This is a genomic window from Pararhizobium sp., from assembly GCF_035497515.1.
Taxonomy (GTDB): Bacteria; Pseudomonadota; Alphaproteobacteria; order Rhizobiales; family Rhizobiaceae; genus Pararhizobium.
In genome coordinates, this window is record NZ_DATJDJ010000013.1 from 1 (window position 1) to 21,331 (window position 21,331).

A 21,331-nucleotide genomic window follows, 5' to 3' on the forward strand; every position below is an offset into this window, starting at 1 on the left:
GCATCCAGCTTGGCCATGCGCTGGTCGAGCGGCTTTTTCAGGTCGAGGTCGAATTTCGCGGCGGAGGCTTGAAGCGTTTCGAGGTCTGGCAGATTGCCCTGGTCGCGGGTCCAGAAATGTTTGGCATCCGAGAGACGCGCGCGAACCACCTTGCCGTTGCCGTGGACGATTTCCTTGCCGCCGTCCGTTGCCTCGATGTTGGAAACGAGGATGAACTTGTTCGAGAGACCTTCATCGCCCTGCTTGCGGGTGACGAAGCATTTCTGGTTGGTCTTGATCGTCAGGCGGATGATTTCCGCTGGGATCGCCAGATAATCCTCCTCGAAGGCACCCATCAGCACCTGCGGCCATTCGACGAGGCCGGACACTTCTTCCAGCAGGCCTTCGTCCTCGACGAGCTCGAGCCCGTTGGCGAAGGCTATGTCGCGGGCATCATGCAGGATGATATCCTTGCGGCGCTCGCCGTCGAGCACGACCTTGGCCTTTTCCAGCTTCTCGATGTAATCGCCGAAACGACGCACGGTGATCGCTTCCGGCGCATGGAACCGGTGGCCATAGGTGATGTTGGAAGCGACGATGCCATCGACCTCGAACGGAATGACCTGCGTTTCCTCATTTTCCGGGCCGAAGGTGCAGACAATCGACTGCAGCGGCCGCACCCAGCGCAGCGACCCGGGCTTTGCGGACGCAGCGCCAGAGCGCATCGGCTTCGGCCAGGGGAAATTTCGGATGATGCCGGGCATCACGTCGGCGACGATCTCCTCGGTCGGCCGACCCTGCTTGACGATATGGGCGACGTAGAAATCACCCTTCTTCGGATCCGAGTGGACATGGGCCTCGGAGATCGAGGCAAGACCCGCCTTGCGCAGAAAGCCCTGGATCGCCTGTTCGGGCGCGGAGGTTGACGGCCCCTTGACGTCTTCGCGCACATCGGCGGAACGGGTATTGAGACCGCGGATATCGAGCGTCAGGCGGCGCGGCGTCCAATATTCCCGCGCGCCCTCATAGACCAGCCCCGCCTCGACCAATGCATCGGTCAGAAGCTTCTTCAGGTCACCGGCAGCCTTGCGCTGCAAACGGGCCGGGATTTCCTCGGAGCGGAGTTCAAGCAGAAGATCGGGCATGGACGGATGCTTTTCTGAAGGATCGATGGACTGCGGGGGACTTAGCAAGCCCAACAGCAAAAGTCATCCATTCAATGGTGAAAAGTCGGGGTCTCATGCAGCGTCGCGGACGGGATTCGCTCAATCTCCGCACGATTTCGCTCCGCCTCGATTGTCAAGTCGTAGCCCACCTGCAGATTCATCCAGAGCTCCGGCGTCGTGTTGAAGAAGCGTGCAAGGCGCAGTGCCGTATCCGTGGTAATCGCGGTCTTGCCCATAGCGCCATCAACTGCTGCGCGCGCCGAACGAGGTCCGCAGGAAACCCCTTCTTCACGCTACCGTTCGCCACGGATAGAGAAAGTTTATCCTTGAACGAACGGATCATCCTCGCCTCCGAATTGTATCAGAGAATGATACACGAAAGCAGAGACATCAAGTATCACGACACGATACAAACGGGCTGACTTTGGCCCCTACCATCCCCCTCCGCCACCTCCGCCACCACCGCCGCCCGAAAAGCCGCCGCCGGAGGAAAACCCGGAGGAAGAACTTTTCGGCGGTGGTGGCAGAGACGAGGTCATGGTGCCCGCCATCGAGCCGGCGAAGCCACCCATGCGGTCACCGAAGGAGCCAGAGCTAAAGGAATTGCCGGAATACCAGGCGGGCTGGTAGACGGCGACGCCGGCGGCGGCGGCCAGCAGCCAGCGGTCGAAGGTGTTAGCCCAGGGTTTTTCGACGCCGAGCGCCACGGCATAGGGCAGGAGCTTTTCGAAATGCTGCGGCGACATGTTCGGCACACCGGCCATGTTCATCCGCTCTTTTTCGGCCAGCGTCAGATATTGCCGCAGCCCGTCGATGCCATCCATCATTTTCGAGCCGAGCGGTGTCGGGGCGCCCATCAGGTAGAAGAACAGCATATTGACCAGCACGATGCCGCCGACACCCAGAAGCAACGGCACCTGATGACTGGAAAGCGCGGTGGTAACGACGACTGCCAGCGCGCTGAGCGCCGCCGCGATCAGGAAGAAGCCGAAGAAGGTGACGACGATGATCGCGCCGATCCGGGCAAACAGGCTGCCTTTGCGCTTCAGGAGCTTGGCGAGGCTGACCGATAGAAGTGAAATGAAGACGGAGGCCAGCACCGGCAGCAGGACCAGCAGAACCGTGGTTTCATTGAGAATGCCGGCGATAAAGACCGCCACGACGAACAGCGCCGACAGGACGATGCCGCCGACCACATAGGCGGTATTGGCATGGTAATATCTGTTGCGATGTTCCTTTTCCATGGCACTGCGGAAGTCCATGCCAACCTTTTGCACGGTCGGTCCGTTCGCCTTGTCGATCGTCAGCTTGCCGCCACGGCTCTGCACGGCCGAGAGGAGCGCGGCCTCGCCCGTGGGCAGTGAAGGCGGCTGCGTCTTGGCTGTCCGGGTGATGACCAGGGAATTCTTCAGGTCCTCCAGCACCACATAGCCTTCGACCGCCAGGTTGAGCGCCGCCGCCGCCAAGGCCGTCCAGCCCTCGCCGGAAAAGCCCTTGTTGTCGATATAATTGACCAGCGCCGGCGAAATGCCCTCGGGCGCATCCCAGCGCGGAACGAGGACGCCACGCGCCGGGTCGCGGCCGACCTTCAGCCACATGCGGGAATAATAGAGTGCCGCAAGGACGAAGCCTGTGATGGCAAGGATCGGCGGCAGGTTATCCTGCAGCCACCAACCGCGCGCCTGCGAGGCGGAGGGCGGATCGATACTGCCCTTCGGCATCCTGACGGCGATGGTCAGTCCTTCATAGGCGCCGAGCGGACGGGTCGTGACGAAGGCGAGTTTCGATCCCATCTCCGTAAAACTGGCATTCTTTTCCGTGGCACCCTGCGCGCCCGTGAAGACGGCCATATCGTCGGCACGCACGCCCGGCGGCAGGGTGACGGTCGCCGACGCTTCGTTGATCGGAAACACCCAGCCATTGCCGGTGACATTCCAGTAAAGCTCGTCATGATCGTCGAAAAAGCGGATCTGGCGGCCGGTCTCGTAAGTGATCCGGAAGGTATGCGGGCCGGCGGGCAGGAGGACATCCTTGTCGCCGGTATAGATGCGGATGCCGCCGCTGATGCTTTCGGTGTGATAGGGCTCGGTAACGCCGTCGCGCTCGACGGAGACGAGATTGAAATCGACCCGGACGGTGCGGCCGCTGTCATCGACGAAGGTCATCGGGAAGTCGCGGTAGATGCCGCGCTTGATCTGGTCGCCCTCCACATTGGCGGTGATGGTTTCGCTGACCGTCAGCAGGCCGCTTTTCGCCACCCTAATGTCGGAGCGGTAGGCGGTGATGATCTCGTCGGCGCGGGCGGCACCGGGCAGCATCAGGAAGAGGAGATGGAGGAAACCGAATATCGCAATCAGGTGTTTCATGCGGTGGGTCCCTCCTCGTTCATTCTGATGCTGTTACCGATGCTTACGGGCGATCACCCGTAAAGGCGACCCCGAGCGAGGCGAGTTCGTCCCAGTAGCGCGGATAGGTCTTGGCGACGCAACCGGGGTCGAGAATGGTGATGCCGTTGATCTTCAGGCCCGCCAGGGCAAAGCTCATGGCGATGCGATGATCGGCGAATGTGTCGACATCGGCCGGCAGCGTCTGGCCCGCCAGCGCCGGGTCGGAGGCAACCAGCAGGTCATCGCCTTCTTCAACGGCGAGACCCGGGCGGATATTCGTCAGACCGGTCGAAAGTGCCCGGATCCGGTCGCATTCCTTGACGCGCAGGTTTTCGATGCCGACGAAGCGCACCGGCGTTTCGTTGAAGGCGGCGAGCACCGCGAGCGTCGGGATTGCATCCTGCATCTGCGAACCATCGATGACGGCGGGCATATGCGGGAAGCTGGCGATGACCTCATGGGCTTTCGCATCCGGCTGCGAAAATGCTTCCGCCGCGACGCCGAGGTCAATCTTGCCGCCGGTCAGAACTTCCGCCGCCCAGAGATAGGTGGCGGCCGACGCATCCGGCTCGATCAGATAATCGGTCGCGGTGTAACCGGTCGGCGCAACCTGCCAGACGGACGGGCTCGCCTGCGTCACTTCAGCGCCGAAGGCACGCATGGCGGCAACCGTCAGATCGATATAGCCGCGCGCACCGATCTCCTGGCCGGCCAGTTCGATATTGACCGGGCGCGAGCCGCCGGCCGCCGCCATCAGCAGGGCCGAGACATACTGGCTGGAAAGACCGGCATCGATGGTGACATGATCGCCGGCAAAGTCGCCGGTGCCGGCAACGGTGACCGGCGGGCAACCCGTCTCGGCCTCAATTGAAACGCCGAGTGCGCTGAGAGCCGTGACCAGCGGCGCGATCGGTCGCTTGCGCATGTGTTGGTCGCCATCGACGACGACGGTGCCATCTACGAGCGCCGCCGCAGCCGTCAGGAACCGCGTTGCGGTACCGGCATTGCCGAGAAACAACGGCTTGTCGGCTGGCAAAAGCTTGCCGGTTCCGGTGACGACGAAGGTCGTATCATCAGGTTCTGATATCTCCACGCCCATGGCGCGCAGGGCATCGGCCATATAACGCGTGTCGTCGCTCTTCAGCGCGCCCGTCAGCCGGCTCGTGCCCTTGGCAAGGCCGGCAAGAAGAAGTGCCCGGTTGGTGATCGACTTCGATCCTGGCGGGCTGACACGTCCTTCCAGCGGATGGCCAGGCGGCAGGATGGTGAGTTTCTGGTCTGCGTTGCTCATGCTCATGTCTCTTGATGCCTTCCGCGCGGCCTGAGGACGGGCCGTGGACTCCTGTCGATGCTGGAAAGCCGTCTACGACGGAATGCCGTTTGGGGCTACTGCATAATTTAAGGGGCTACCGCGACCGTTGCGCGTCATGCTTGACGCGCGGCGCTGTAGATCAAAACTTCACCGTCGGCACGGCGCGGTCGGCCTCGTTGGTGATTTCGAAATAGGCGGCCTTGCTGAAGCCGAAGGGGCCGGCGACGAGATTGGACGGGAAGCTCTCGACCTTGACGTTGAGATCGCGGGCGGCGCCGTTGTAGTAGCGGCGCGACATCTGCACTTCGTCTTCGATGTCCTCCAGCGACTGTTGCAACTCAGCGAAGTTCTGGTTGGCCTTGAGGTCGGGATAGGCCTCCGCCAGAGCGAACAGCTTTGCGAGCGCCTGGCTGAGCATGCCTTCCGCCGCAGCGCGTCCGGCCACGTCTCCAGCCGGCACGGCTTGAGCCTTGTTGCGCAGTTCGACGATCGCCTCCAGCGTACCCTTCTCGTGGGCGGCGTACCCCTTGACGGTCTCGATCAGGTTGGGGATCAAATCGGCGCGGCGCTTCAGCTGCACGTCGATACCGGACCATGCCTCCTCCTTCACCTGCCTCGCCTTGACCAGGCCGTTATAGACGAAGATCAGGTAGAGGATCACGACTGCGGCAACGGCCAGGGCAATCATCGGCTTTTCCTTCCGGGAACATGTGTTTCCACCAAGCTTAAGGTGCGCTGGCCGCCGTTGAAAGCCAAATTCTCCGGCGCGCGATCACCGCCCCGCTTTTTCCCATCACGAGCCGTCTTTCCCTGTTCCGCGGGGAACCGCGCGACAAAGCCGTTTCATCGATAGTGGGTCCATCGAACAACGCCCAACACGAAGAACCGGCCCGATGAAAACGCTCGCAACCCTCATCAACATCATCGCCTTTTCGGCCTTGTTTTTTGCCTATGCGACCGTTGGCAACGTTGAAAAGCCGGCCGGCGTTCGCCGCGCGCTTCAGACCTATGCCGGCCAACTGCCGACCGGCACGTTTCCGACCTTGAAGCTGGTCTGGCAGATCGGCGTCGATGCCGGCGATCTGATCTGAGTCTGCTTGGAAAGGGAGATAGGACGGCGGCGCATGATAGGGCCACCCGACCGGGCGTCAACCACCTACCGCCTCGTGGCGCTTGGCCTGTGCATTGGCGTTTCGTGCACTCCCATGATCTGTCCAAAGCAGACCACGGCCACCCGCTGTTCCGTCGTCTTGGCGATATACATATATTCGTCCGCCCGTTTGATGAAGGAGGCCGGCGTATCGTCCGGACGCAGGAAGGTGACGCCGACGGCCGCACCGGTATAGGTCACCCGGCCATCGATCGGGATCGGCTTGAACACACGCTCCATCGCGTCCTGCAGGTTCTGCTGGATATCGCCGGCAAGTTTCAGATCGACATCAAGCAGGACGACGAATTCATCGCCGCCGACCCGGGCGATGAAATCCGTGGCGCGAAAGCTTTCGCGCAGGCGGCTGGCAATAATGCGAAGAACCTCGTCGCCGGCGGCATGGCCCAAGGTGTCGTTCACGGCCTTGAAACCGTTGAGGTCGATGAAGGCCAGCGCGAGCTTTCGATCGTTCAACATGCTGCGCACGACGGATTCGGTGACGACCTCGTCGAAGCAGGCCCGGTTTGGCAGGCCGGACAGCGCATCGGTTCGTGCCGACGCCTTCAGGGCGTTTTCGATTTCGCGCTGCTGGCGGACACGGGCCGACACGTCGACGATCACCTCGACATCGAAGGAAACACCATCGATGACCGTACGTTGTGCCGAAATCAGGGTCGGGATGATCGTGCCGTCGGCATAGGTAATATCGACTTCTTCCAACTCGTAAGAGCCCTCCTCCGCCAAAAGGCGATGACGGCGGTCGCGGGCGGGATTGTCGATCGCGGCGCCATCCGAAGTCAGCTTCTTGCCGCGGATATTCTCCCATTTCAGGCCGGTCAGCTTCAGATAGGCATCATTGACCTTCGCATAGCTCGACGTCTTCGTGTCGCTCGTGGTGATCGACATCGCAATCGGCGCATGCTCGAACATGCGCATCAGCATCGAGGCCAAGACGTCTGGCGGGAGGATATCCTCGTCTTCCATGGTGCATCCTGATTATTCGCGTGCCGCCACCCTAAAGCAAAACCTTTAAGAGGTTGCTGAGACTAAAAGGGCATCCATGGTTCGATCTTGCGCGCGGATCGTGTACATCACGCGCGAAACAAGTGGCAGGTTGTTGTTTTCACGCAGTATAAGGCAATGGCATATTTCTTCGCCTAGTTATAACTCGGGATTGCGACAATCCCTGTTGGGCGTATTCTTCACCCATGTTTTCCGCGTAGCACGGACATTGTGATTCCGTGCATTCTGGCCATGAAGGCCGCTCCGAAACCTTACGGCGCGACGCAGGGCAAAAGCGATCCGCCCAACCATCGGTGAAGTGCGAAACTTGAAACATGACCATCATATCCATGATCACTCTCTCGGCGCTGGTTCTTGTCTGCATGAGTCACGTGGCAGCAAGCCGCACGCAGAAGCAGGAACAGAAGCAGCAGAGCCTCGTTCCGGTCCGGGTCCGTTATCCGGGCCAGCGCTGACAGCGTCCGACACCATGGGCAGCGCTTCGGTGCCCGTGACAGGTTCGACCCTGCCCATTTTGGCTGGCTTCCCGCGCAGGCTCGGCCGCGCTTGGTGCTAAGATAGGGCGGCTCACGCCGTCTGATGGACCAGATTGATCCCGCCGGCATCCGTCAACAGGAACGCCTCGCCGCAGGCCTTGGCGAGCGTGCGGACGCGCAGGATGTAGCTCTGGCGCTCCGTCACCGAAATCACGCCGCGCGCGTCAAGCAAATTGAAAACGTGGCTGGCCTTGATGCACTGGTCATAGGCCGGGAAGACGCATTTGTGCAGGGTGGCGTTGGCGCCCGTATCAGGCGCACCGGCGGCGAGAAGCGCCATGCATTCCTTTTCGGCATCGACGAAATGCTGCTGCAGCATCGCCGTATTGGCAAATTCGAAATTGTGGCGTGAATATTCCTGCTCGGCCTGCAGGAAGACGTCACCGTAGCTGATCTTCTCGTCGCCGTCGCGACCGTTGAAGTTCAGGTCGTAGACATTGTCGACGCCCTGGACATACATGGCCAGCCGCTCGAGACCGTAGGTCAACTCACCGGAGACCGGCGCGCATTCGATGCCGCAGACCTGCTGGAAATAGGTGAACTGCGACACTTCCATGCCGTCGCACCAGCACTCCCAGCCGAGACCCCAGGCGCCGAGCGTCGGGCTTTCCCAGTCGTCCTCGACGAAGCGGATATCATGCAGCAGCGGGTCGAGGCCGATCGCCTCCAGCGAGCCGAGATACAGTTCCTGCAGGTTCGACGGATTGGGCTTCAGGATGACCTGATACTGGTAATAGTGCTGCAGTCGGTTCGGGTTCTCGCCGTAGCGACCATCCGTCGGACGGCGCGACGGTTGTACATAGGCGGCCCGCCATGGCTTCGGGCCGAGCGCCCGCAAGGTCGTTGCCGGATGGAACGTACCGGCGCCGACTTCCATGTCGTAGGGCTGCAGAACCGCGCATCCCTTGTCCGCCCAATAGGCGTGGAGCGTCAGGATCAGCGCCTGGAAAGAACGCTTCGGGTTCATATGGTCCGGGAGAGCGGCGGTGGTCATGGCATCAGTCCAGGTTGAAATCGGCTGGCTGTCTGGTGCCATGATGGACGAAGGGGGTCAAGGGGCGAGCAAAGCCTGCGGAGCATAAGTGGTCCATCGCTGCCGCGTTGCCGACAATTCATCCATTGTGGTGAGCTCGTATGGAAACAAGGGATCCATGCATGACCGTCAAGATCGACATCGAACTGGATGATACCCACCGCGCATTCGCCGAGAAGATGGTGGCGGATGGCCGCTATCCCTCCGTCTCCAGTGTCATTCAGGCCGGCATCGAACAGATGATGGAGAACGATGCAGCTCCGGCCGCCCCCCTGGCCGGCATGGCGGACGAAATCCGGCGGCGAATGGAATTGCCGAAGGACCAGTGGATTCCATTCGAAGGCGATACGCTGTTCAGCGACATTCGAGCCCTTATCCGTGCCAAGAAAGCAGAACGGCAGTGAGCTATAGGGTCACCCGCCACCTCTCGTCCGAGACGATCTTTCCAAGATAACCATTTTTATCGGTGAATATGCCGGGTACGATATCGCCGAGGAGAAGATCGACGCGATTGAAACAACTTTGCTTTCACTCCGTGATTTCCCGCATGTGGGCACAATCAGAAATGAAATCCATCCGGGGCTTCGCGTCATCCCAACGGCGGGTAAGGCAGTTGTCTGCTTTACGGTGACGGACAACCGGCGCGAAGTCTATGTTGTCTGCATCAGCTATGGCGGAGCGGATTGGCAAGGTCGCGTAAAGAAACGCCAGTAGCGTCTTTGTCTCTTGCGTTGACGTCGTCGCGATCGAATTTCCAATCAGCCGAAGCTTCAGCTGAAACTCTTGGATTCGTTCCAAGGCCGCTTCCTTAGAGCATCAACACGACCATTTCGGTCACTCTGGCTCCTTCAACCGGTACTCCCCTGTCACCGGGTCTTTGACCAGCGTGCCCTGCGTTCCGGTTTCCTGCTGGCGGCGGGCTTCCTGTTGGCGGCGGGTGAGTTTTTCGGCGTCAGCCACGAACTTGCGATAGCCAAACCAGGCGACGGCTGCGAACAACAACAGTAAGATCAATTGCGGCATGTGCGTCCCCCTCTTCCGCTGGCATCAAAGGCCGAAGCGGCCCCATAATGCTCTTTCCTCGGCCATATCGGCAAGGCCAGAGACGGCGGAAGCAGCAAAACGCTCGGCCATGCCGTTGGCGATCGACGCGCCGGGCTGGCGTCGGCCAAACAGGCTGCGCGAGGCCGAAACCAGCTGCAGTTGCGTCTTGTCGCCGAACCGCTTCTTCAATTCGCCGCGCATGTCGCCGAGGCTATCGATCAGCCCGAGCTCCTGGCTGCGCTTGCCCGTCCAGAACAGGCCGGAGAAAATGTCGGGCGTATCGGCCAGCAGGTGGCCGCGCCGTGCCTTGACCATGCCGATGAAAACCTCGTGGATTTCCAGCTGCAGGCCTTTCAGGAATTCGATGTCCCGTTCCTTTTCCGGCTGGAAGGGATCGAGCATGACCTTGTTGGAGCCGGCGGTATAGACGCGACGCTCGACGCCGATCTTCTTCAGCATTTCCGGAAAGCCGAAACCGCCCGAAACAACGCCGATAGAGCCGACGATCGAGGTCGGATCGGCGATGATCTCGTCGCCGGCAAGCGCGATCATGTAACCACCGGAAGCCGCCACATCCTCGACGAAGATGATGACGCGCTTCTTCTTTTCCTCGGCGAGGTCGCGGATGCGCTGGTAAATCAGCCGCGACTGGACGGGCGAGCCGCCGGGAGAATTGACGGAAATGGCCACTGCCGGCGCGCCTTTCGTCGAGAAGGCCTTTTCCAGCACCGGAGCAACGGCCGCAAGGTTCAGCGCCGGTCGAAACTGGCTGCCGCCCGCCATGATCGCGCCGTGCAGCCGGACGACCGGGATCGTCACACCTTCCTTGCGAAAACGCTTCGGCAACAATTTCCTGAACAGTCCGGCCATCGATACTCCCTGACACAAAGTCTTCAATTATGCGTGTTGGCATGTATGCACTGGCGCGCCAAACACAATGGCAGCCTTCAAAAATCATCGCCGGCGGGCATAAGCCGCGCGACCATTGTTCAAATCGTCCACGAGGGAAGAAAATTTTTGGGTGCTCTCCTCGTGCACGATCAACGGCGCTCGCAGCGTCAGCCGGGCGCGGCTCTGCTTGATGGCCGAGACCAGGATGCGAACCGCATTTTCGCCGGCGCGCGGATGCAGGGCGGTGATCTCGATGCCGCCGAAACGGCGGCCGCAGGCGGAAATGATGTCGGCGATCGATTCCGGACGAGCGATCAGCGACAATTGCCCTCCCGGTTTCACGATCGCGCTCGCCGTGCGGATCCAGATGTCGAACAGGCCGTCGGTCATCGCATGCGCCTCGGCCTTCAGGGTATCCGGCGTCTTGCGATCGGAAGCGTCGTTGAACGGCGGGTTCATGATGACATGGTCGAAGAAATTATCGGTGAGGCCGGCCGCCGCCCGTGCCCGGCCGGTCAAGGATACGTCCGCCTCCAGCACGGAAACGCGGGCGGCGAAACGGGCGTTTTCCGCAAGCGCCAGGCTTCTCCTGGCGAACTGCGCCATCAGCGGCGAGCGTTCGACCAGCAGAACCTCGGCATTTTCCATCCGCGAGGCGACCGCCATGCCGGCGGCCCCGGCGCCCGCGCCGAGGTCGGCGACGCGACAGGGTTTGGCGGACGCAACCAGCGAGGCAAGCAGCATGCCATCCATGCCCGAACGATGCCCCTGCCCCAGCGGTTGGACGACGTGAAATTGGCCGCGATGGAAGCTGTCGAGGGTTTCGGTGGTCATATGGTAGAAATTCCGAAGCATCCGCGATTGTGGTTGGCATATCCCCCTCTGTCAGCTTTGCTGACACCTCCCCCACAAGGGGGGAGATCATCCATTTCCCTCACGCTACTGCGAGCAAAACCAAATGTAAGGCGCGCAAATTCGTAGCGGCCAATCTCCCCCCTTGTGGGGGAGATGTCCCGGAGGGACAGAGGGGGGTAAGCCTGCCCAGAGCGGTGCATATGCCGTCAAATCTCCCGCAATTCCGCCTCAAGTCCCGCATCGATCAGGATCTGCCGTGCCTCGTCGGCCTCGTCCTCATCGACCAGGAAGCGGCGGGGCAGCAACCCCAGCGAGCCTTCGAGAATGCTCATGCCCTGATCGGCGATCAGGTAGACGATGCCGACTTCCTTCATCAGGCTTTCCGCGAAAGAGAGCACGACGGCATCATTGGTGCGGATCAATTCCTTCATTCCGGTTCGTTTTCCTGCCTTATTTAAGGAGCGGGACAATTCGCCTCTTGCCGCCACTAGCCCCCCTTTCTATTGTCCAAACTGGAATTTGAACAGGAGTGCCTTGCGTGGGCGTAGTAATACCGCTGGAAGACAGCAAAAACAAACAGGCATCGGTGAAGCCGCTCGTCGACCTGACCAAGGCGGATATGGAGCGCGTCAACCAGCTTATTCTTTCCAAGGCCGGTTCCGACGTGCAGATGATTCCGGAGGTCGCCAACCACCTGATCTCATCCGGTGGCAAACGGCTGCGGCCGATGCTGACGCTCGCTTCCGCCTCGATGTTCGGCTTTACCGGCGATGCTCATATAAAGCTCGCGACCTCCGTCGAATTCATGCACACCGCCACGCTCCTGCATGACGACGTGGTCGACGAAAGTGATTTGCGGCGCGGGAAGTCCACAGCACGGATGATCTGGGGCAACCAGGCAAGCGTTCTCGTCGGCGACTTCCTGCTTGGCCAGGCTTTCCGCATGATGGTCGACGTCGGCTCGCTCGATGCGCTCGACGTCCTCTCGACGGCGGCCTCCGTCATTGCCGAGGGCGAAGTGCTGCAGCTTTCCGTCGCCAAGAACATGGAGACGACCGAGGACGATTATCTCTCTGTCATCCGCGCCAAGACGGCCGCACTGTTCGCCGCTGCCGCCGAAGTCGGCCCGATCGTCGCCAAGACCGACAAGGCCAGCCGCAACGCGCTGAAATCCTATGGCATGAATCTCGGCCTCGCCTTCCAGCTGGTCGACGACGTGTTGGACTACGGTGGCAAGGCCGCCGATCTCGGCAAGAATGTCGGCGACGATTTCCGCGAGGGCAAGATCACCCTGTCCGTCATCCTCTCCTATCGCCGTGGCACCGCCGACGAACGCAGCTTCTGGCGCGAGGCGATCGAGGGCGGTGAGAGCAACGACCAGAACCTCGAAAAGGCGCTTGGCCTCATCACCCGCTATGGTGGGCTGACAGACACGATCGCGCGCGCGCAGCATTACGGCACCATCGCCCGCGATGCGCTTGCTCCGCTACCGCAATCCCCGTGGAAATCGGCGCTGCTGGAAGTCATCGATTTCTGCATCGAGCGGGTGAGCTGATCCGCAACCGGCGGCCATTGCACGCCGAAGCGGAAATTCTTGCCGCACTGCGCCAAAAAAGCCATTCTGTTCATGGATGCTTGGAGCGTGTCGGTTTTCGGTTGCGTGATTGACATCACGAAAACGTGCGCTGGCATGTCGAATTGCGTTTTGTCCCGTGCTCAAACCGATTCCGGTTTCTCGGGTAATGCGTTATTGATCTGGGACTGATTCCGCGCGAATCCGGCGATGGCGCCCAATGGCGCTGCCCGTAACGAAAGGCTTGTCATGCGGCAAAAACACCTTCTTCGCCTGCTCAGCGGCGCAGCATTCCTGGCCTTGGCGTCCCTTGCCGGTGCGCCCCAGGGCTTCGCCGAGGAAAAGGCTGCCGTAGAAGAGAGCAAGCCCTTCGACGTCAATTCGGTGAACAGTTTCTCCGGCGCGTTTCTCGCCGCCCGCACGGCCGATGTCGACAAGGATCTCGATACAGCAACCCGGCTCTACCGCACGGCGCTGGAATTCGAACCGGACAATAACGACGTCAAGCAGCGCCTGATGATTACCCTCCTGATGAACGGCCAGTTCGGGGATGGCGTGAAGATCGCCGAACAGCTGAAGTCGGACGGTTCCGTCGAGCGCATCACCACGATCGCCCGCGCCGTCGAGGCGATCCGCAAGAAGGAATATCGCCACGCCCAGAAAATCCTGAACTACGAAGGCCCGAACGATCTCGACAGGCTGATGAACGGCCTGCTGCTGGGTTGGGCGAAGGCCGGTGAAGGCAAGCCGAAGGAAGCGATCGCCGCGATCGATGCCATGGAAGGGCCGGAATGGTTCAAGATCTTCAAGTCCTATCATGGCGGCGCAATCGCCCTTGCCGCCGGTGACAAGTCCACGGCGCGCTCGAAGCTGAACGACGCCGTTCTGGATCGTGAAGGCGGTGCGGCCGCTCCTGATACGTTCATGCGTGCGGTCGTGGCGCTGGCAAAGCTCGAAGCCCGCGATGGCAACAAACAGAAGGCGCTCGATGCCGTCTCCGTCGGCGAAAACTTCATCAACAACTATGCGCCGCTCGGCGCTCTGCGCAAGAGCATCGAAGAGGGCAAGCCGCAGGAACAACAGGTTCGCAGCGCCGCACAGGGCGCGGCCGCAGTGCTGTTTTCGATCGGCGCGGCACTCAACCGCGACGGCGCGGAGGACATCGTCTCGCTCTATCTGCAGACGGCTCGTGCAGTCGATCCGGACAGCGCCGACATTCTCGTCATGCTCGGCGGAATTGCCGAAAACCTGAAAAAGCCGGAACGCGCGATCGAGCTCTACAAGAGCGTGCCGGAAAACTCGCCGATGCGCCGGCTGTCCGAAATGCAGCTGGGGCTGAGTCTTGCCTCGATCGGCAAGACGGAGGAAGCCAAGCAGCACCTGAAGGCGCTGATCGATCTCGATCCGAAGGATATGCGCAGCTATATCGCCTATGGCAGCGTGCTTTCGGATACCAAGGACTACAAGGAAATGGGTCTGCTCTACGACCGCGCTGTCGAGGAGATCGGACCCGTTCCGCAGCGCAGCCACTGGACGATCTTCTTCCAGCGCGCCATCGCCTATGAACGCCAGAAAATCTGGGACAAGGCCGAGCCGAGCTTCAAGAAGGCACTCGAGCTCAACCCGGACCAGCCGCAGGTTCTGAACTATCTCGGCTATTCCTGGGTCGACATGAACATCAACCTCGAAGAAGGCCTGACGATGATCCGCAAGGCCGTCGATCTGAAGCCGGATGACGGCTACATTGTCGATTCGCTCGGCTGGGCCTATTTCCGGATGAACCGTTTCGATGATGCCGTGGTCGAGCTTGAGCGCGCCGCAGAACTGATGGCGGGCGACCCCACGATCAACGACCATCTGGGCGACGCCTACTGGCGTGTCGGGCGCAAGCTGGAAGCGGTTTTCCAGTGGAACCAGACGCTGGCGCTGAAGCCGGAAGAAGCGGAAATTCCAAAGATCAAGGCAAAGATCGAGAACGGCCTGCCGCCGGTCACCGCCAAGGTTCCGGCCGCGGCCGATGCGACGGACGGCAGCCAGCCAAAGAAGGTGACGCCGGACGCGACCACGCCCGGCAAGAAGTCCTGATTCCGGCTTAAGATGACCCATGATGCAGGGATCGGGGGCTTCGCGCTCACCCGGATGGCGCCAGCGAAGATCAACCTCGCCCTGCACGTCGTCGGTCTGCGGGAAGATGGCTATCATCTTCTCGACAGTCTCGTGACCTTTGCCGATGCGGGCGACCGCATCGGCTTTTCCATTTCCGACCCCGACCGCTTCACGATTTCCGGTCGCTTTGCGCGTGATCTGCCGGCGGCGGAGGATGCGAGCGCCGACAGCAATCTGGTGCTCAAGGCCCGCGATCTCCTGCGCGCGCATCTGTCCGAAACCGGAATCCCGACCGGACCTGTTCATCTTCATCTCGAAAAGAACCTTCCCGTCTCTTCCGGCATCGGCGGCGGCTCCGCCGATGCGGCCGCAGCGCTTCTCGGCCTGATGGATCTGTGGCAGGCGCCGGTTGCCGCCGATAGTCTCCTCGACATCGCACTGAAACTCGGCGCCGACGTGCCCATGTGCCTGAAGGGCAAGCCGCTGGTCGCGCGCGGCATTGGCGAGGATATCGAGCTTCTGCCGGCCTTCCCGTCCTTTCCGATGCTGATCGTCAATCCGCTGAAGGCTGTCTCGACGCCGGTGATCTTCCGTATGCTGACGAGCAAGACCAATCCCGCGCTCGTGATGCCGGAGGCCGGGATTGAGCAGGACGGATGGATGTTTGCCCTGAACGGCATGCGCAACGACCTGGAGCCGCCAGCACAATCGCTGGAGCCGACCATATCAGCCGTTTCCGACGCACTTGGCCGTGCAGGCTCTGCCTTCGTGCGGATGTCAGGGTCCGGCGCCAGCTGTTTCGGACTTTTTGCCACAGGCCGGCTGAGGGATACGGCCGCCGACATGCTTTCACGGCAAAACCCCGACTGGTACGTTCTGGCTTGCAACAGCATCGGGGGAAAGGAAACAGATGATGGCCGAAACTAAGCAGGCAAGACGCTTCATCCCCGTCGGCATCGCCGTACTGACCGTATCCGATACCCGCACGCTTGCGGACGACCGCTCCGGCGATACGCTGGTGGCGCGGATCGAGGAGGCCGGGCACCGGCTCGCGGCGCGCGCCATCGTGCCCGACGACAGGCAAAAGATCGCGGCCCAGGTGAAGGCCTGGACGCTGGACAAGGCGATCGACGTGGTGATCACCACCGGCGGTACGGGCTTTACCGGACGGGACGTGACGCCGGAAGCGCTGGAGCCCCTGTTCGAAAAGCGCATGGACGGGTTTTCGGAGGTGTTTCACCGCCTGTCCTACGACAAGATCGGCACAGCGACGATCCAGTCGCGCGCTACCGGCGGCGTCGCCAACGCCACCTTCATCTTCGTTCTGCCGGGATCTCCCGGCGCCTGCCGCGACGCCTGGGACGGCATCCTGAAGCAACAACTCGACTACCGGCACATGCCCTGCAATTTCATCGAGATCATGCCAAGACTCGACGAGCACCTGAAGCGCGGCTGATCTTCTCCAGAGCAACGGCTTGTTTTCCCTGTTCCATTCGAAACAGCGCGGATCTCCATGCCCGGCTAAAACCGTTCTGACAACGAGAAGCGATATGACGCGCCAGCCGCGGCCGGAGCGGAAAGCCCTTTTCAGACAGGATATTCAGTCAAGCAGGGTGGACCTCAAAAGGGTTCACCCCTTTTCTGGTTGTGTTCCCGCGGTGGGCAGCCCGCTTAGATTTCGTCTGCGTCAAGGCGATTGCCGACCGCGACCCAGGCCGGCACGAGCTCGCTGCCAAGACGGCGCACCGCCCTCCCAGTGGCGAAATCGCTGAGCGGCATGCCCGATTTCGCGATCGCCGTAGCCTGCTGCCGCGACAGAAGCAGGCCGAGCTCCAGGGGCGCCGCGCGGGTCACGATCCGCCGAAGGAACGGCCGGCGGTGCAGGCGCGACGGCGAGAACCGCGCCGGAGTCTTTCCAATCGTCATATATTCCGCGATATCGTCGATCCAGCGACCGGCGGGCCGCGCGCCCGCTTCCAGCAGAAGCAGCCAGGTGCCCCGCGCCGAGCGGACGATATCCTTCATGTCCCAGTTGGTACAGAACCGCGCACCGGCGGCATCGGCGACCCGGCTGGAGCCGTCGCGCGAGGCATGATCGAGGATGATCACGTCGCTCACAAGTCCCTCCACGGCGCCTGCGACCAGCGCGGACAGGGTCTGTGCCAGCTCGGCTTCGTTGTTGCGGGTTTCCATGATGATCGTCAGCATCGTCGTCCATACCGCATCGCACACGGAATTTCCATAAAGCCTTCGTTTCCGAAGAATTTACTTTTCATTCATGATGAATGCGCCCGCATCCGAACGGTCCTCCTGCCGTTGCCCCACCCTTCGGGACCACTGCGGAAACCTGCATTCGCGATTTTGTTCTTGCATTGTTCTCATTTTCGCGATAGGAAAATAATCAGAGAATTTCGGAGCGCCCGGTATCGGCATTCCCCGGAGAATCCCATGAACGAGCTGTCTCACATCAGGCAGGGTGCTTTGGCGCCTGCCCATACGGCAGATATGGCCGAAGCGATGATCGCCGGTTCGGGGCTTCGCATCGATGTCGATCGCCGGCGCGGACGGGGTGCTGCGCTGAATACATCCGGGCGGTTCGAGCCGGTCTCGCGCACGCTGGAGGATGACGGCTGGGCCTCGATCGAGGACCTGCCGGACTTCAAGACCGACGTTCAGATCGAAAAGCCGCGCTCGATCATCAGCCGCAACGATTCGCCCGACATTCCCTTCGATCGCTCGGTCAATCCGTACCGGGGATGCGAGCACGGCTGCATCTATTGTTTCGCGCGGCCGACGCACGCCTATATGGGCTTGTCGCCGGGGCTTGATTTCGAGGCCAGACTGTTTGCCAAGCCGGATGCCCCCAAGCTTCTGGAACGCGAACTGGCAAAACCGGGCTACAAGGTCCGCCCGATTGCCATCGGCACCAATACGGACCCCTATCAGCCGATCGAGAAGGAATGGCGGATCATGCGCCAGGTCCTCGAAGTGCTGAAAGCGGCCGATCACCCGGTGATGATCGTCACCAAGTCGGCCATGGTCATACGCGACATCGATATCCTGGCGCCGATGGCCGAGAAGGGCCTCGCCAAGGTTGGCCTGTCGGTGACGACGCTCGATCGCAAGCTGGCGCGGCTGATGGAGCCGCGCGCCTCGACGCCCTCGAAGCGGCTGGAGGCCATCAAGGCCCTGTCGGACGCGGGCATTCCCTCGACGGTGATGATGGCGCCGATCATTCCGGCCCTCAACGACCACGAGATCGAACGCGTGCTGGATTCCGGCAAGGCGGCCGGGGCGGCATATGCAAGTTATGTCCTGTTGCGCCTGCCGCTGGAGGTAAGCCCGCTGTTTCGCGACTGGCTGCTCCGGAACTATCCGGATCGCTACCGCCATGTCATGTCGCTCGTTCGCTCGATGCGTGGTGGCAAGGATTACGATGCCGAATTCGGCAAGCGCATGAAGGGCGCCGGTCCCTATGCCTGGCAGATCGGAAGGCGTTTCGAAATGGCCGCCAAGCGGCTGGAACTCAATGTCGTGCGCCGGCCGTTGAACTGCGACCTGTTCGTGCCGCCGCTTGGAACCGGGGTCCAGTTGTCGCTACTCTAGCCACCATTACCTTCGGAACGTCCGTTCCGGAGATCGGCATGCCGATGCTGTTTCTTGCCCCGAGGCACATCGGCCCTCCTCCGGCAGCCGCCTCACGCCGGAGGACTTGCAGGGAATCGGGCTTGTGTGCAAGGTCCGCCGCATGACCAGACGCACGCCGCCCGATTCCCCTTTTCTTTTTGAAACGATCGAAGGTCCGGATTTCAGCTTCGAACTGGCGGGTCGCCGGGATGGCCTCTGGCCGGTGGCAGGAACGGACGAGGCCGGACGCGGGCCTTTGGCCGGCCCGGTGGTCGCCGCCGCCGTCATCCTCGATCCCGACAACATTCCGGAAGGCCTGAACGACAGCAAACAGTTGTCGATCGCCAGACGCGAAGAGCTGTTCGACATCATCCTCGCCTGCGCCACCGTGTCGATCGCCTCTTCCGGCGCCGACCGGATCGATGGAACGGATATCCGCAAGGCGAGCCTCGATGCCATGCGACGCGCCGTGCTGGGTCTCTCGAGCCGTCCCGCGCTGGTGCTGGCCGATGGCCGCGATGTGCCGCCCGGGCTTCCCTGCCACGGCAAGACCGTCGTCAAGGGCGATGCCCGCTCCGTCTCGATCGCCGCCGCCTCGATTATCGCCAAGGTGGCGCGCGACCGGATGATGACCCGCGCCGACCTCGTCTTCCCGGCCTACGGCTTTGCCATGCATGCGGGCTATGCGACCCGCCGCCACCGCACCGCCATCGACAACCACGGCCCCTGTCCGCTGCACCGGATGAGTTTTCGACCGCTGCGGCAGGATGGCAATGACCCCGCCGATGACGATCTGTCCGCCTGATATCCGTCAGGCAGATATGGGAACAACAACGGCCCCCATGCATTGAAGATCAAGGTGCGGCCATCGGCAGCGAAGACACAGCTGCGGTTTTTCTTGCGCCCGCGGTGTCCGCGGTAACAAACGGCAAAGCGGACGGGATATAGGTTCCAGCGAACTGTTTAGCCCGCGATTCTATGAAAGGATCGAAACTTGCTCTTTGGTCTGATTTTGATGGCTGCCACGGCGGCGGCGAACGTGTCCGCGACAGAGCAACCGACGGTCGATGCCATGCAGGCCGACCTGCAGACGGCCTATTCCTGCAAGGAGATCGACGGCCGCAAGGTCTGGAAGGGCGGGCTTGCCTATTACATCCAGTCCTTCGTCTATGACGGACAGGAAGTGGCCGACGAGACCGACATGGCGACCGACGCCGTACTTCCCGAAGACAACAGCCCGGAAACCATGCGCGAATTCGAACAGGCCTGCCTGACCATGGCGCCGTCGGCGCATGCGGGGAATTGATTCGGCCCTTTAATTGCGGGACTTAGTCAAGTCTGTTTTGTCCGTGCCGGGGTCATGGTCCTTTTCGAGGTCGCTGCCTCATGATGATGTTCGGGTCGGATGCCTCAACGTGTGGAGCGCTGTGCGATCAAACTCGCCAGCAGCCGAAACAACGAGGTCACCGCAACCACCGTCCCGGCGGGACATCACAGGCCCAAGGGAGCCCTGCGATTCCGGATAGAGGTCGATAACGGATCAGGCCGGTTCCTTGCCCCACTGGAATGAGGTGCCATCAACCCATATGCAGTGCAGGATGACGGCCAGTTTGCGAGCAACAGCGACCTGCGCCTTTTTCATTCCATTGCGTTTGGCCAGCCGAAGGCCCCAAGCCTTCAGGGAGCACCAACGCTTCGTGCGATGTAGTAAAACACTGGCCGCCTCGAAGAGATAGGTTCGCAACAAGCGATCTCCCCATCGCGAGACTTGACCGACGGTGTCCGTTTCGCCGGATTGCTTGCGTCGCGGCGTCAGGCCCAGATAGGCGCCAACGGATGTTGCACTTCGAAAGCGCGACGGGTCGTCGATGGTATGGCGGAAGGTCAATGCCGTTACCACACCGATGCCCGGCACGGTCATTAACCGTCTTGTCGTCTCGTCTGTTCGAGCCATCTGCCGGATCTGGCGATCCAACCCCTCAAGTTCTCGACAGACATGGCCATGGACGGAGAGGAGCGGTAGCAAGACAGTCCAAAGCACATGACCCTCTCCGGTCAAGTCGATGACGCAGCGCTGGAATTGTCCGGCGATGGCGCGAGGAAAGATCAGGCCGCATTCTTTCAACATCGATCGGATCTGATTTTCGAGATCTCGTCGCATCGTCACGAGCCGAGACCTTGCGATCAGTAGCGAGCGCACCTGTTGGCTGGCCTCACTCTTCACCGCAACCTCGCGATACCATCCAATCCGAACCAACTCGGCCAAGCCGCGCGCGTCGTTCTCATCGCTTTTGTTCATTCGGACGGACAGAACCGCATGTGCGTGTCGCGCGTCGATACAGACAACCGGCATACCGATCCTTTTCAGTTCATGCCAGAGCCAGCTCGACATGGCACCAGTCTCAAAGCCAACGCGTTCGGCATCAGGGGCTTTCTTCGCCAGCAGCGCCGCCAGAGCGCCAGGATCCGACTTCGCCCGGCCCTCGAAGATCAGGCGACCGGTCTCGTCAACGACGCAAACGGCAGTCTCCTTTTGTGACACGTCCAATCCGACATACTGTTTCATTGTGATGTCCTCCCGTTGTTAATGGGACCAGTCTGCCACCAACCAGGAGACTGGAAAACGCGGTTAGCAATTACGCCATCGTG

Annotated in this window: 24 protein-coding genes; 11 read left to right on the forward strand and 13 right to left on the reverse strand. The window is 61.2% G+C overall.

Annotated elements, in window-relative coordinates; all coding sequences use genetic code 11:
• The 5 genes from glyS to VL202_RS01280 form a co-directional block, all read right to left on the reverse strand.
• Positions 1-1,124: glycine--tRNA ligase subunit beta (gene glyS, locus VL202_RS01260; RefSeq protein ID WP_325462377.1), on the reverse strand; the 1,124-nt coding region annotated here is incomplete at its 3' end.
• Positions 1,125-1,195: 71 nt separating this feature from the next.
• Positions 1,196-1,381 (reverse strand): hypothetical protein, encoded by a 186-nt coding sequence (locus tag VL202_RS01265; RefSeq protein WP_325462378.1) that lies wholly within the window; start codon positions 1,379-1,381, stop codon positions 1,196-1,198.
• Positions 1,382-1,576: 195 nt separating this feature from the next.
• Positions 1,577-3,511 carry a DUF2207 domain-containing protein gene (locus VL202_RS01270; RefSeq protein ID WP_414692785.1) on the reverse strand — a complete coding sequence of 645 codons (1,935 nt, stop codon included), beginning with the start codon at positions 3,509-3,511 and terminating at the stop codon, positions 1,577-1,579.
• A 43-nt stretch (positions 3,512-3,554) separates the two neighbouring features.
• Positions 3,555-4,829 carry a 3-phosphoshikimate 1-carboxyvinyltransferase gene (locus tag VL202_RS01275; protein ID WP_325462379.1) on the reverse strand — a complete coding sequence of 425 codons (1,275 nt, stop codon included), beginning with the start codon at positions 4,827-4,829 and terminating at the stop codon, positions 3,555-3,557.
• Positions 4,830-4,983: 154 nt separating this feature from the next.
• On the reverse strand, positions 4,984-5,532 hold the full coding sequence (locus tag VL202_RS01280) for a LemA family protein (protein WP_325462380.1): 549 nt from the start codon (positions 5,530-5,532) through the stop codon (positions 4,984-4,986).
• A 205-nt stretch (positions 5,533-5,737) separates the two neighbouring features.
• On the opposite strand from VL202_RS01280, the gene VL202_RS01285 reads away from it, so the two are divergent.
• Positions 5,738-5,935: a hypothetical protein gene (locus VL202_RS01285; RefSeq protein ID WP_325462381.1), complete on the forward strand. Its 198-nt coding sequence runs from the start codon at positions 5,738-5,740 to the stop codon at positions 5,933-5,935.
• A gap of 65 nt (positions 5,936-6,000) precedes the next feature.
• Here the strand turns inward: VL202_RS01285 and VL202_RS01290 are convergent, their stop codons facing one another.
• Complete coding sequence (locus tag VL202_RS01290; RefSeq protein WP_325462382.1) at positions 6,001-6,978, reverse strand: sensor domain-containing diguanylate cyclase; 978 nt, start codon at positions 6,976-6,978, stop codon at positions 6,001-6,003.
• Between the two features lie 353 nt (positions 6,979-7,331).
• Between VL202_RS01290 and VL202_RS01295 the strand changes: the two genes are divergently transcribed.
• Positions 7,332-7,472: a hypothetical protein gene (locus tag VL202_RS01295; RefSeq protein ID WP_325462383.1), complete on the forward strand. Its 141-nt coding sequence runs from the start codon at positions 7,332-7,334 to the stop codon at positions 7,470-7,472.
• 112 nt (positions 7,473-7,584) lie between these two features.
• Here the strand turns inward: VL202_RS01295 and VL202_RS01300 are convergent, their stop codons facing one another.
• Entirely contained in the window at positions 7,585-8,547 is a 963-nt protein-coding gene (locus VL202_RS01300) for a glycine--tRNA ligase subunit alpha (protein ID WP_325462384.1), read from the reverse strand.
• 161 nt (positions 8,548-8,708) lie between these two features.
• On the opposite strand from VL202_RS01300, the gene VL202_RS01305 reads away from it, so the two are divergent.
• Both VL202_RS01305 and VL202_RS01310 read left to right on the forward strand, forming a co-directional pair.
• On the forward strand, positions 8,709-8,990 hold the full coding sequence (locus VL202_RS01305; protein WP_325462385.1) for a type II toxin-antitoxin system ParD family antitoxin: 282 nt from the start codon (positions 8,709-8,711) through the stop codon (positions 8,988-8,990).
• A gap of 82 nt (positions 8,991-9,072) precedes the next feature.
• The gene (locus VL202_RS01310; RefSeq protein ID WP_325462399.1) at positions 9,073-9,300 is read left to right on the forward strand and encodes a type II toxin-antitoxin system RelE/ParE family toxin; all 228 of its coding nucleotides are present in this window, start codon (positions 9,073-9,075) and stop codon (positions 9,298-9,300) included.
• 120 nt (positions 9,301-9,420) lie between these two features.
• Here VL202_RS01310 and VL202_RS01315 read toward each other — a convergent pair whose 3' ends face one another.
• From VL202_RS01315 to VL202_RS01330, 4 genes are all read right to left on the reverse strand, one after another.
• On the reverse strand, positions 9,421-9,609 hold the full coding sequence (locus tag VL202_RS01315) for a hypothetical protein (protein WP_325462386.1): 189 nt from the start codon (positions 9,607-9,609) through the stop codon (positions 9,421-9,423).
• Between the two features lie 24 nt (positions 9,610-9,633).
• Complete coding sequence (locus tag VL202_RS01320; RefSeq protein WP_325462387.1) at positions 9,634-10,500, reverse strand: S49 family peptidase; 867 nt, start codon at positions 10,498-10,500, stop codon at positions 9,634-9,636.
• Between the two features lie 84 nt (positions 10,501-10,584).
• A complete protein-coding gene (locus tag VL202_RS01325) occupies positions 10,585-11,355 on the reverse strand; it encodes a tRNA1(Val) (adenine(37)-N6)-methyltransferase (protein WP_325462388.1) in 771 nt (256 codons plus the stop codon).
• A gap of 227 nt (positions 11,356-11,582) precedes the next feature.
• Positions 11,583-11,807, reverse strand: coding sequence for a DUF2007 domain-containing protein (locus VL202_RS01330; RefSeq protein WP_325462389.1), 225 nt, complete (start codon positions 11,805-11,807; stop codon positions 11,583-11,585).
• A gap of 107 nt (positions 11,808-11,914) precedes the next feature.
• On the opposite strand from VL202_RS01330, the gene VL202_RS01335 reads away from it, so the two are divergent.
• The 4 genes from VL202_RS01335 to moaB all read left to right on the forward strand — a co-directional run bounded on the left by VL202_RS01335 (position 11,915) and on the right by moaB (position 16,511).
• A complete protein-coding gene (locus VL202_RS01335) occupies positions 11,915-12,931 on the forward strand; it encodes a polyprenyl synthetase family protein (RefSeq protein WP_325462390.1) in 1,017 nt (338 codons plus the stop codon).
• A gap of 267 nt (positions 12,932-13,198) precedes the next feature.
• On the forward strand, positions 13,199-15,034 hold the full coding sequence (locus tag VL202_RS01340; protein ID WP_325462391.1) for a tetratricopeptide repeat protein: 1,836 nt from the start codon (positions 13,199-13,201) through the stop codon (positions 15,032-15,034).
• Between the two features lie 12 nt (positions 15,035-15,046).
• Positions 15,047-15,982, forward strand: coding sequence for a 4-(cytidine 5'-diphospho)-2-C-methyl-D-erythritol kinase (locus VL202_RS01345; RefSeq protein WP_325462392.1), 936 nt, complete (start codon positions 15,047-15,049; stop codon positions 15,980-15,982).
• Positions 15,969-16,511, forward strand: coding sequence for a molybdenum cofactor biosynthesis protein B (gene moaB, locus VL202_RS01350; RefSeq protein ID WP_325462393.1), 543 nt, complete (start codon positions 15,969-15,971; stop codon positions 16,509-16,511). The genes VL202_RS01345 and moaB overlap by 14 nt, the downstream gene beginning before the upstream one ends.
• 215 nt (positions 16,512-16,726) lie before the next feature.
• Here the strand turns inward: moaB and VL202_RS01355 are convergent, their stop codons facing one another.
• Positions 16,727-17,263 carry a glycosyl transferase gene (locus VL202_RS01355; RefSeq protein ID WP_325462400.1) on the reverse strand — a complete coding sequence of 179 codons (537 nt, stop codon included), beginning with the start codon at positions 17,261-17,263 and terminating at the stop codon, positions 16,727-16,729.
• A gap of 240 nt (positions 17,264-17,503) precedes the next feature.
• On the opposite strand from VL202_RS01355, the gene VL202_RS01360 reads away from it, so the two are divergent.
• From VL202_RS01360 to VL202_RS01370, 3 genes are all read left to right on the forward strand, one after another.
• Entirely contained in the window at positions 17,504-18,661 is a 1,158-nt protein-coding gene (locus tag VL202_RS01360) for a PA0069 family radical SAM protein (RefSeq protein ID WP_325462394.1), read from the forward strand.
• Between the two features lie 142 nt (positions 18,662-18,803).
• Positions 18,804-19,487, forward strand: coding sequence for a ribonuclease HII (locus tag VL202_RS01365; RefSeq protein WP_325462395.1), 684 nt, complete (start codon positions 18,804-18,806; stop codon positions 19,485-19,487).
• A 189-nt stretch (positions 19,488-19,676) separates the two neighbouring features.
• On the forward strand, positions 19,677-19,988 hold the full coding sequence (locus tag VL202_RS01370; protein ID WP_325462396.1) for a hypothetical protein: 312 nt from the start codon (positions 19,677-19,679) through the stop codon (positions 19,986-19,988).
• A gap of 234 nt (positions 19,989-20,222) precedes the next feature.
• Here VL202_RS01370 and VL202_RS01375 read toward each other — a convergent pair whose 3' ends face one another.
• On the reverse strand, positions 20,223-21,248 hold the full coding sequence (locus VL202_RS01375; protein WP_325462397.1) for an IS110 family transposase: 1,026 nt from the start codon (positions 21,246-21,248) through the stop codon (positions 20,223-20,225).
• Positions 21,249-21,331 lie beyond the last annotated feature (83 nt).

Excerpts from the sequence above, each read along its gene's own strand:
- VL202_RS01365 (WP_325462395.1), top strand. The coding sequence starts at position 18,804 with ATGACCAGACGCACGCCGCCCGATTCCCCTTTTCTTTTTGAAACGATC.
- VL202_RS01330 (WP_325462389.1), bottom strand. The coding sequence starts at position 11,807 with ATGAAGGAATTGATCCGCACCAATGATGCCGTCGTGCTCTCTTTCGCG.
- VL202_RS01270 (WP_414692785.1), bottom strand. The coding sequence starts at position 3,511 with ATGAAACACCTGATTGCGATATTCGGTTTCCTCCATCTCCTCTTCCTG.
- VL202_RS01355 (WP_325462400.1), bottom strand. The coding sequence starts at position 17,263 with ATGCTGACGATCATCATGGAAACCCGCAACAACGAAGCCGAGCTGGCA.
- VL202_RS01300 (WP_325462384.1), bottom strand. The coding sequence starts at position 8,547 with ATGACCACCGCCGCTCTCCCGGACCATATGAACCCGAAGCGTTCTTTC.
- VL202_RS01360 (WP_325462394.1), top strand. The coding sequence starts at position 17,504 with ATGAACGAGCTGTCTCACATCAGGCAGGGTGCTTTGGCGCCTGCCCAT.
- VL202_RS01340 (WP_325462391.1), top strand. The coding sequence starts at position 13,199 with ATGCGGCAAAAACACCTTCTTCGCCTGCTCAGCGGCGCAGCATTCCTG.
- VL202_RS01325 (WP_325462388.1), bottom strand. The coding sequence starts at position 11,355 with ATGACCACCGAAACCCTCGACAGCTTCCATCGCGGCCAATTTCACGTC.
- VL202_RS01280 (WP_325462380.1), bottom strand. The coding sequence starts at position 5,532 with ATGATTGCCCTGGCCGTTGCCGCAGTCGTGATCCTCTACCTGATCTTC.
- VL202_RS01315 (WP_325462386.1), bottom strand. The coding sequence starts at position 9,609 with ATGCCGCAATTGATCTTACTGTTGTTGTTCGCAGCCGTCGCCTGGTTT.
- VL202_RS01285 (WP_325462381.1), top strand. The coding sequence starts at position 5,738 with ATGAAAACGCTCGCAACCCTCATCAACATCATCGCCTTTTCGGCCTTG.
- moaB (WP_325462393.1), top strand. The coding sequence starts at position 15,969 with ATGGCCGAAACTAAGCAGGCAAGACGCTTCATCCCCGTCGGCATCGCC.
- VL202_RS01320 (WP_325462387.1), bottom strand. The coding sequence starts at position 10,500 with ATGGCCGGACTGTTCAGGAAATTGTTGCCGAAGCGTTTTCGCAAGGAA.
- VL202_RS01275 (WP_325462379.1), bottom strand. The coding sequence starts at position 4,829 with ATGAGCATGAGCAACGCAGACCAGAAACTCACCATCCTGCCGCCTGGC.
- VL202_RS01295 (WP_325462383.1), top strand. The coding sequence starts at position 7,332 with ATGACCATCATATCCATGATCACTCTCTCGGCGCTGGTTCTTGTCTGC.
- VL202_RS01375 (WP_325462397.1), bottom strand. The coding sequence starts at position 21,248 with ATGAAACAGTATGTCGGATTGGACGTGTCACAAAAGGAGACTGCCGTT.
- VL202_RS01305 (WP_325462385.1), top strand. The coding sequence starts at position 8,709 with ATGACCGTCAAGATCGACATCGAACTGGATGATACCCACCGCGCATTC.
- VL202_RS01290 (WP_325462382.1), bottom strand. The coding sequence starts at position 6,978 with ATGGAAGACGAGGATATCCTCCCGCCAGACGTCTTGGCCTCGATGCTG.
- VL202_RS01345 (WP_325462392.1), top strand. The coding sequence starts at position 15,047 with ATGACCCATGATGCAGGGATCGGGGGCTTCGCGCTCACCCGGATGGCG.
- VL202_RS01265 (WP_325462378.1), bottom strand. The coding sequence starts at position 1,381 with ATGGGCAAGACCGCGATTACCACGGATACGGCACTGCGCCTTGCACGC.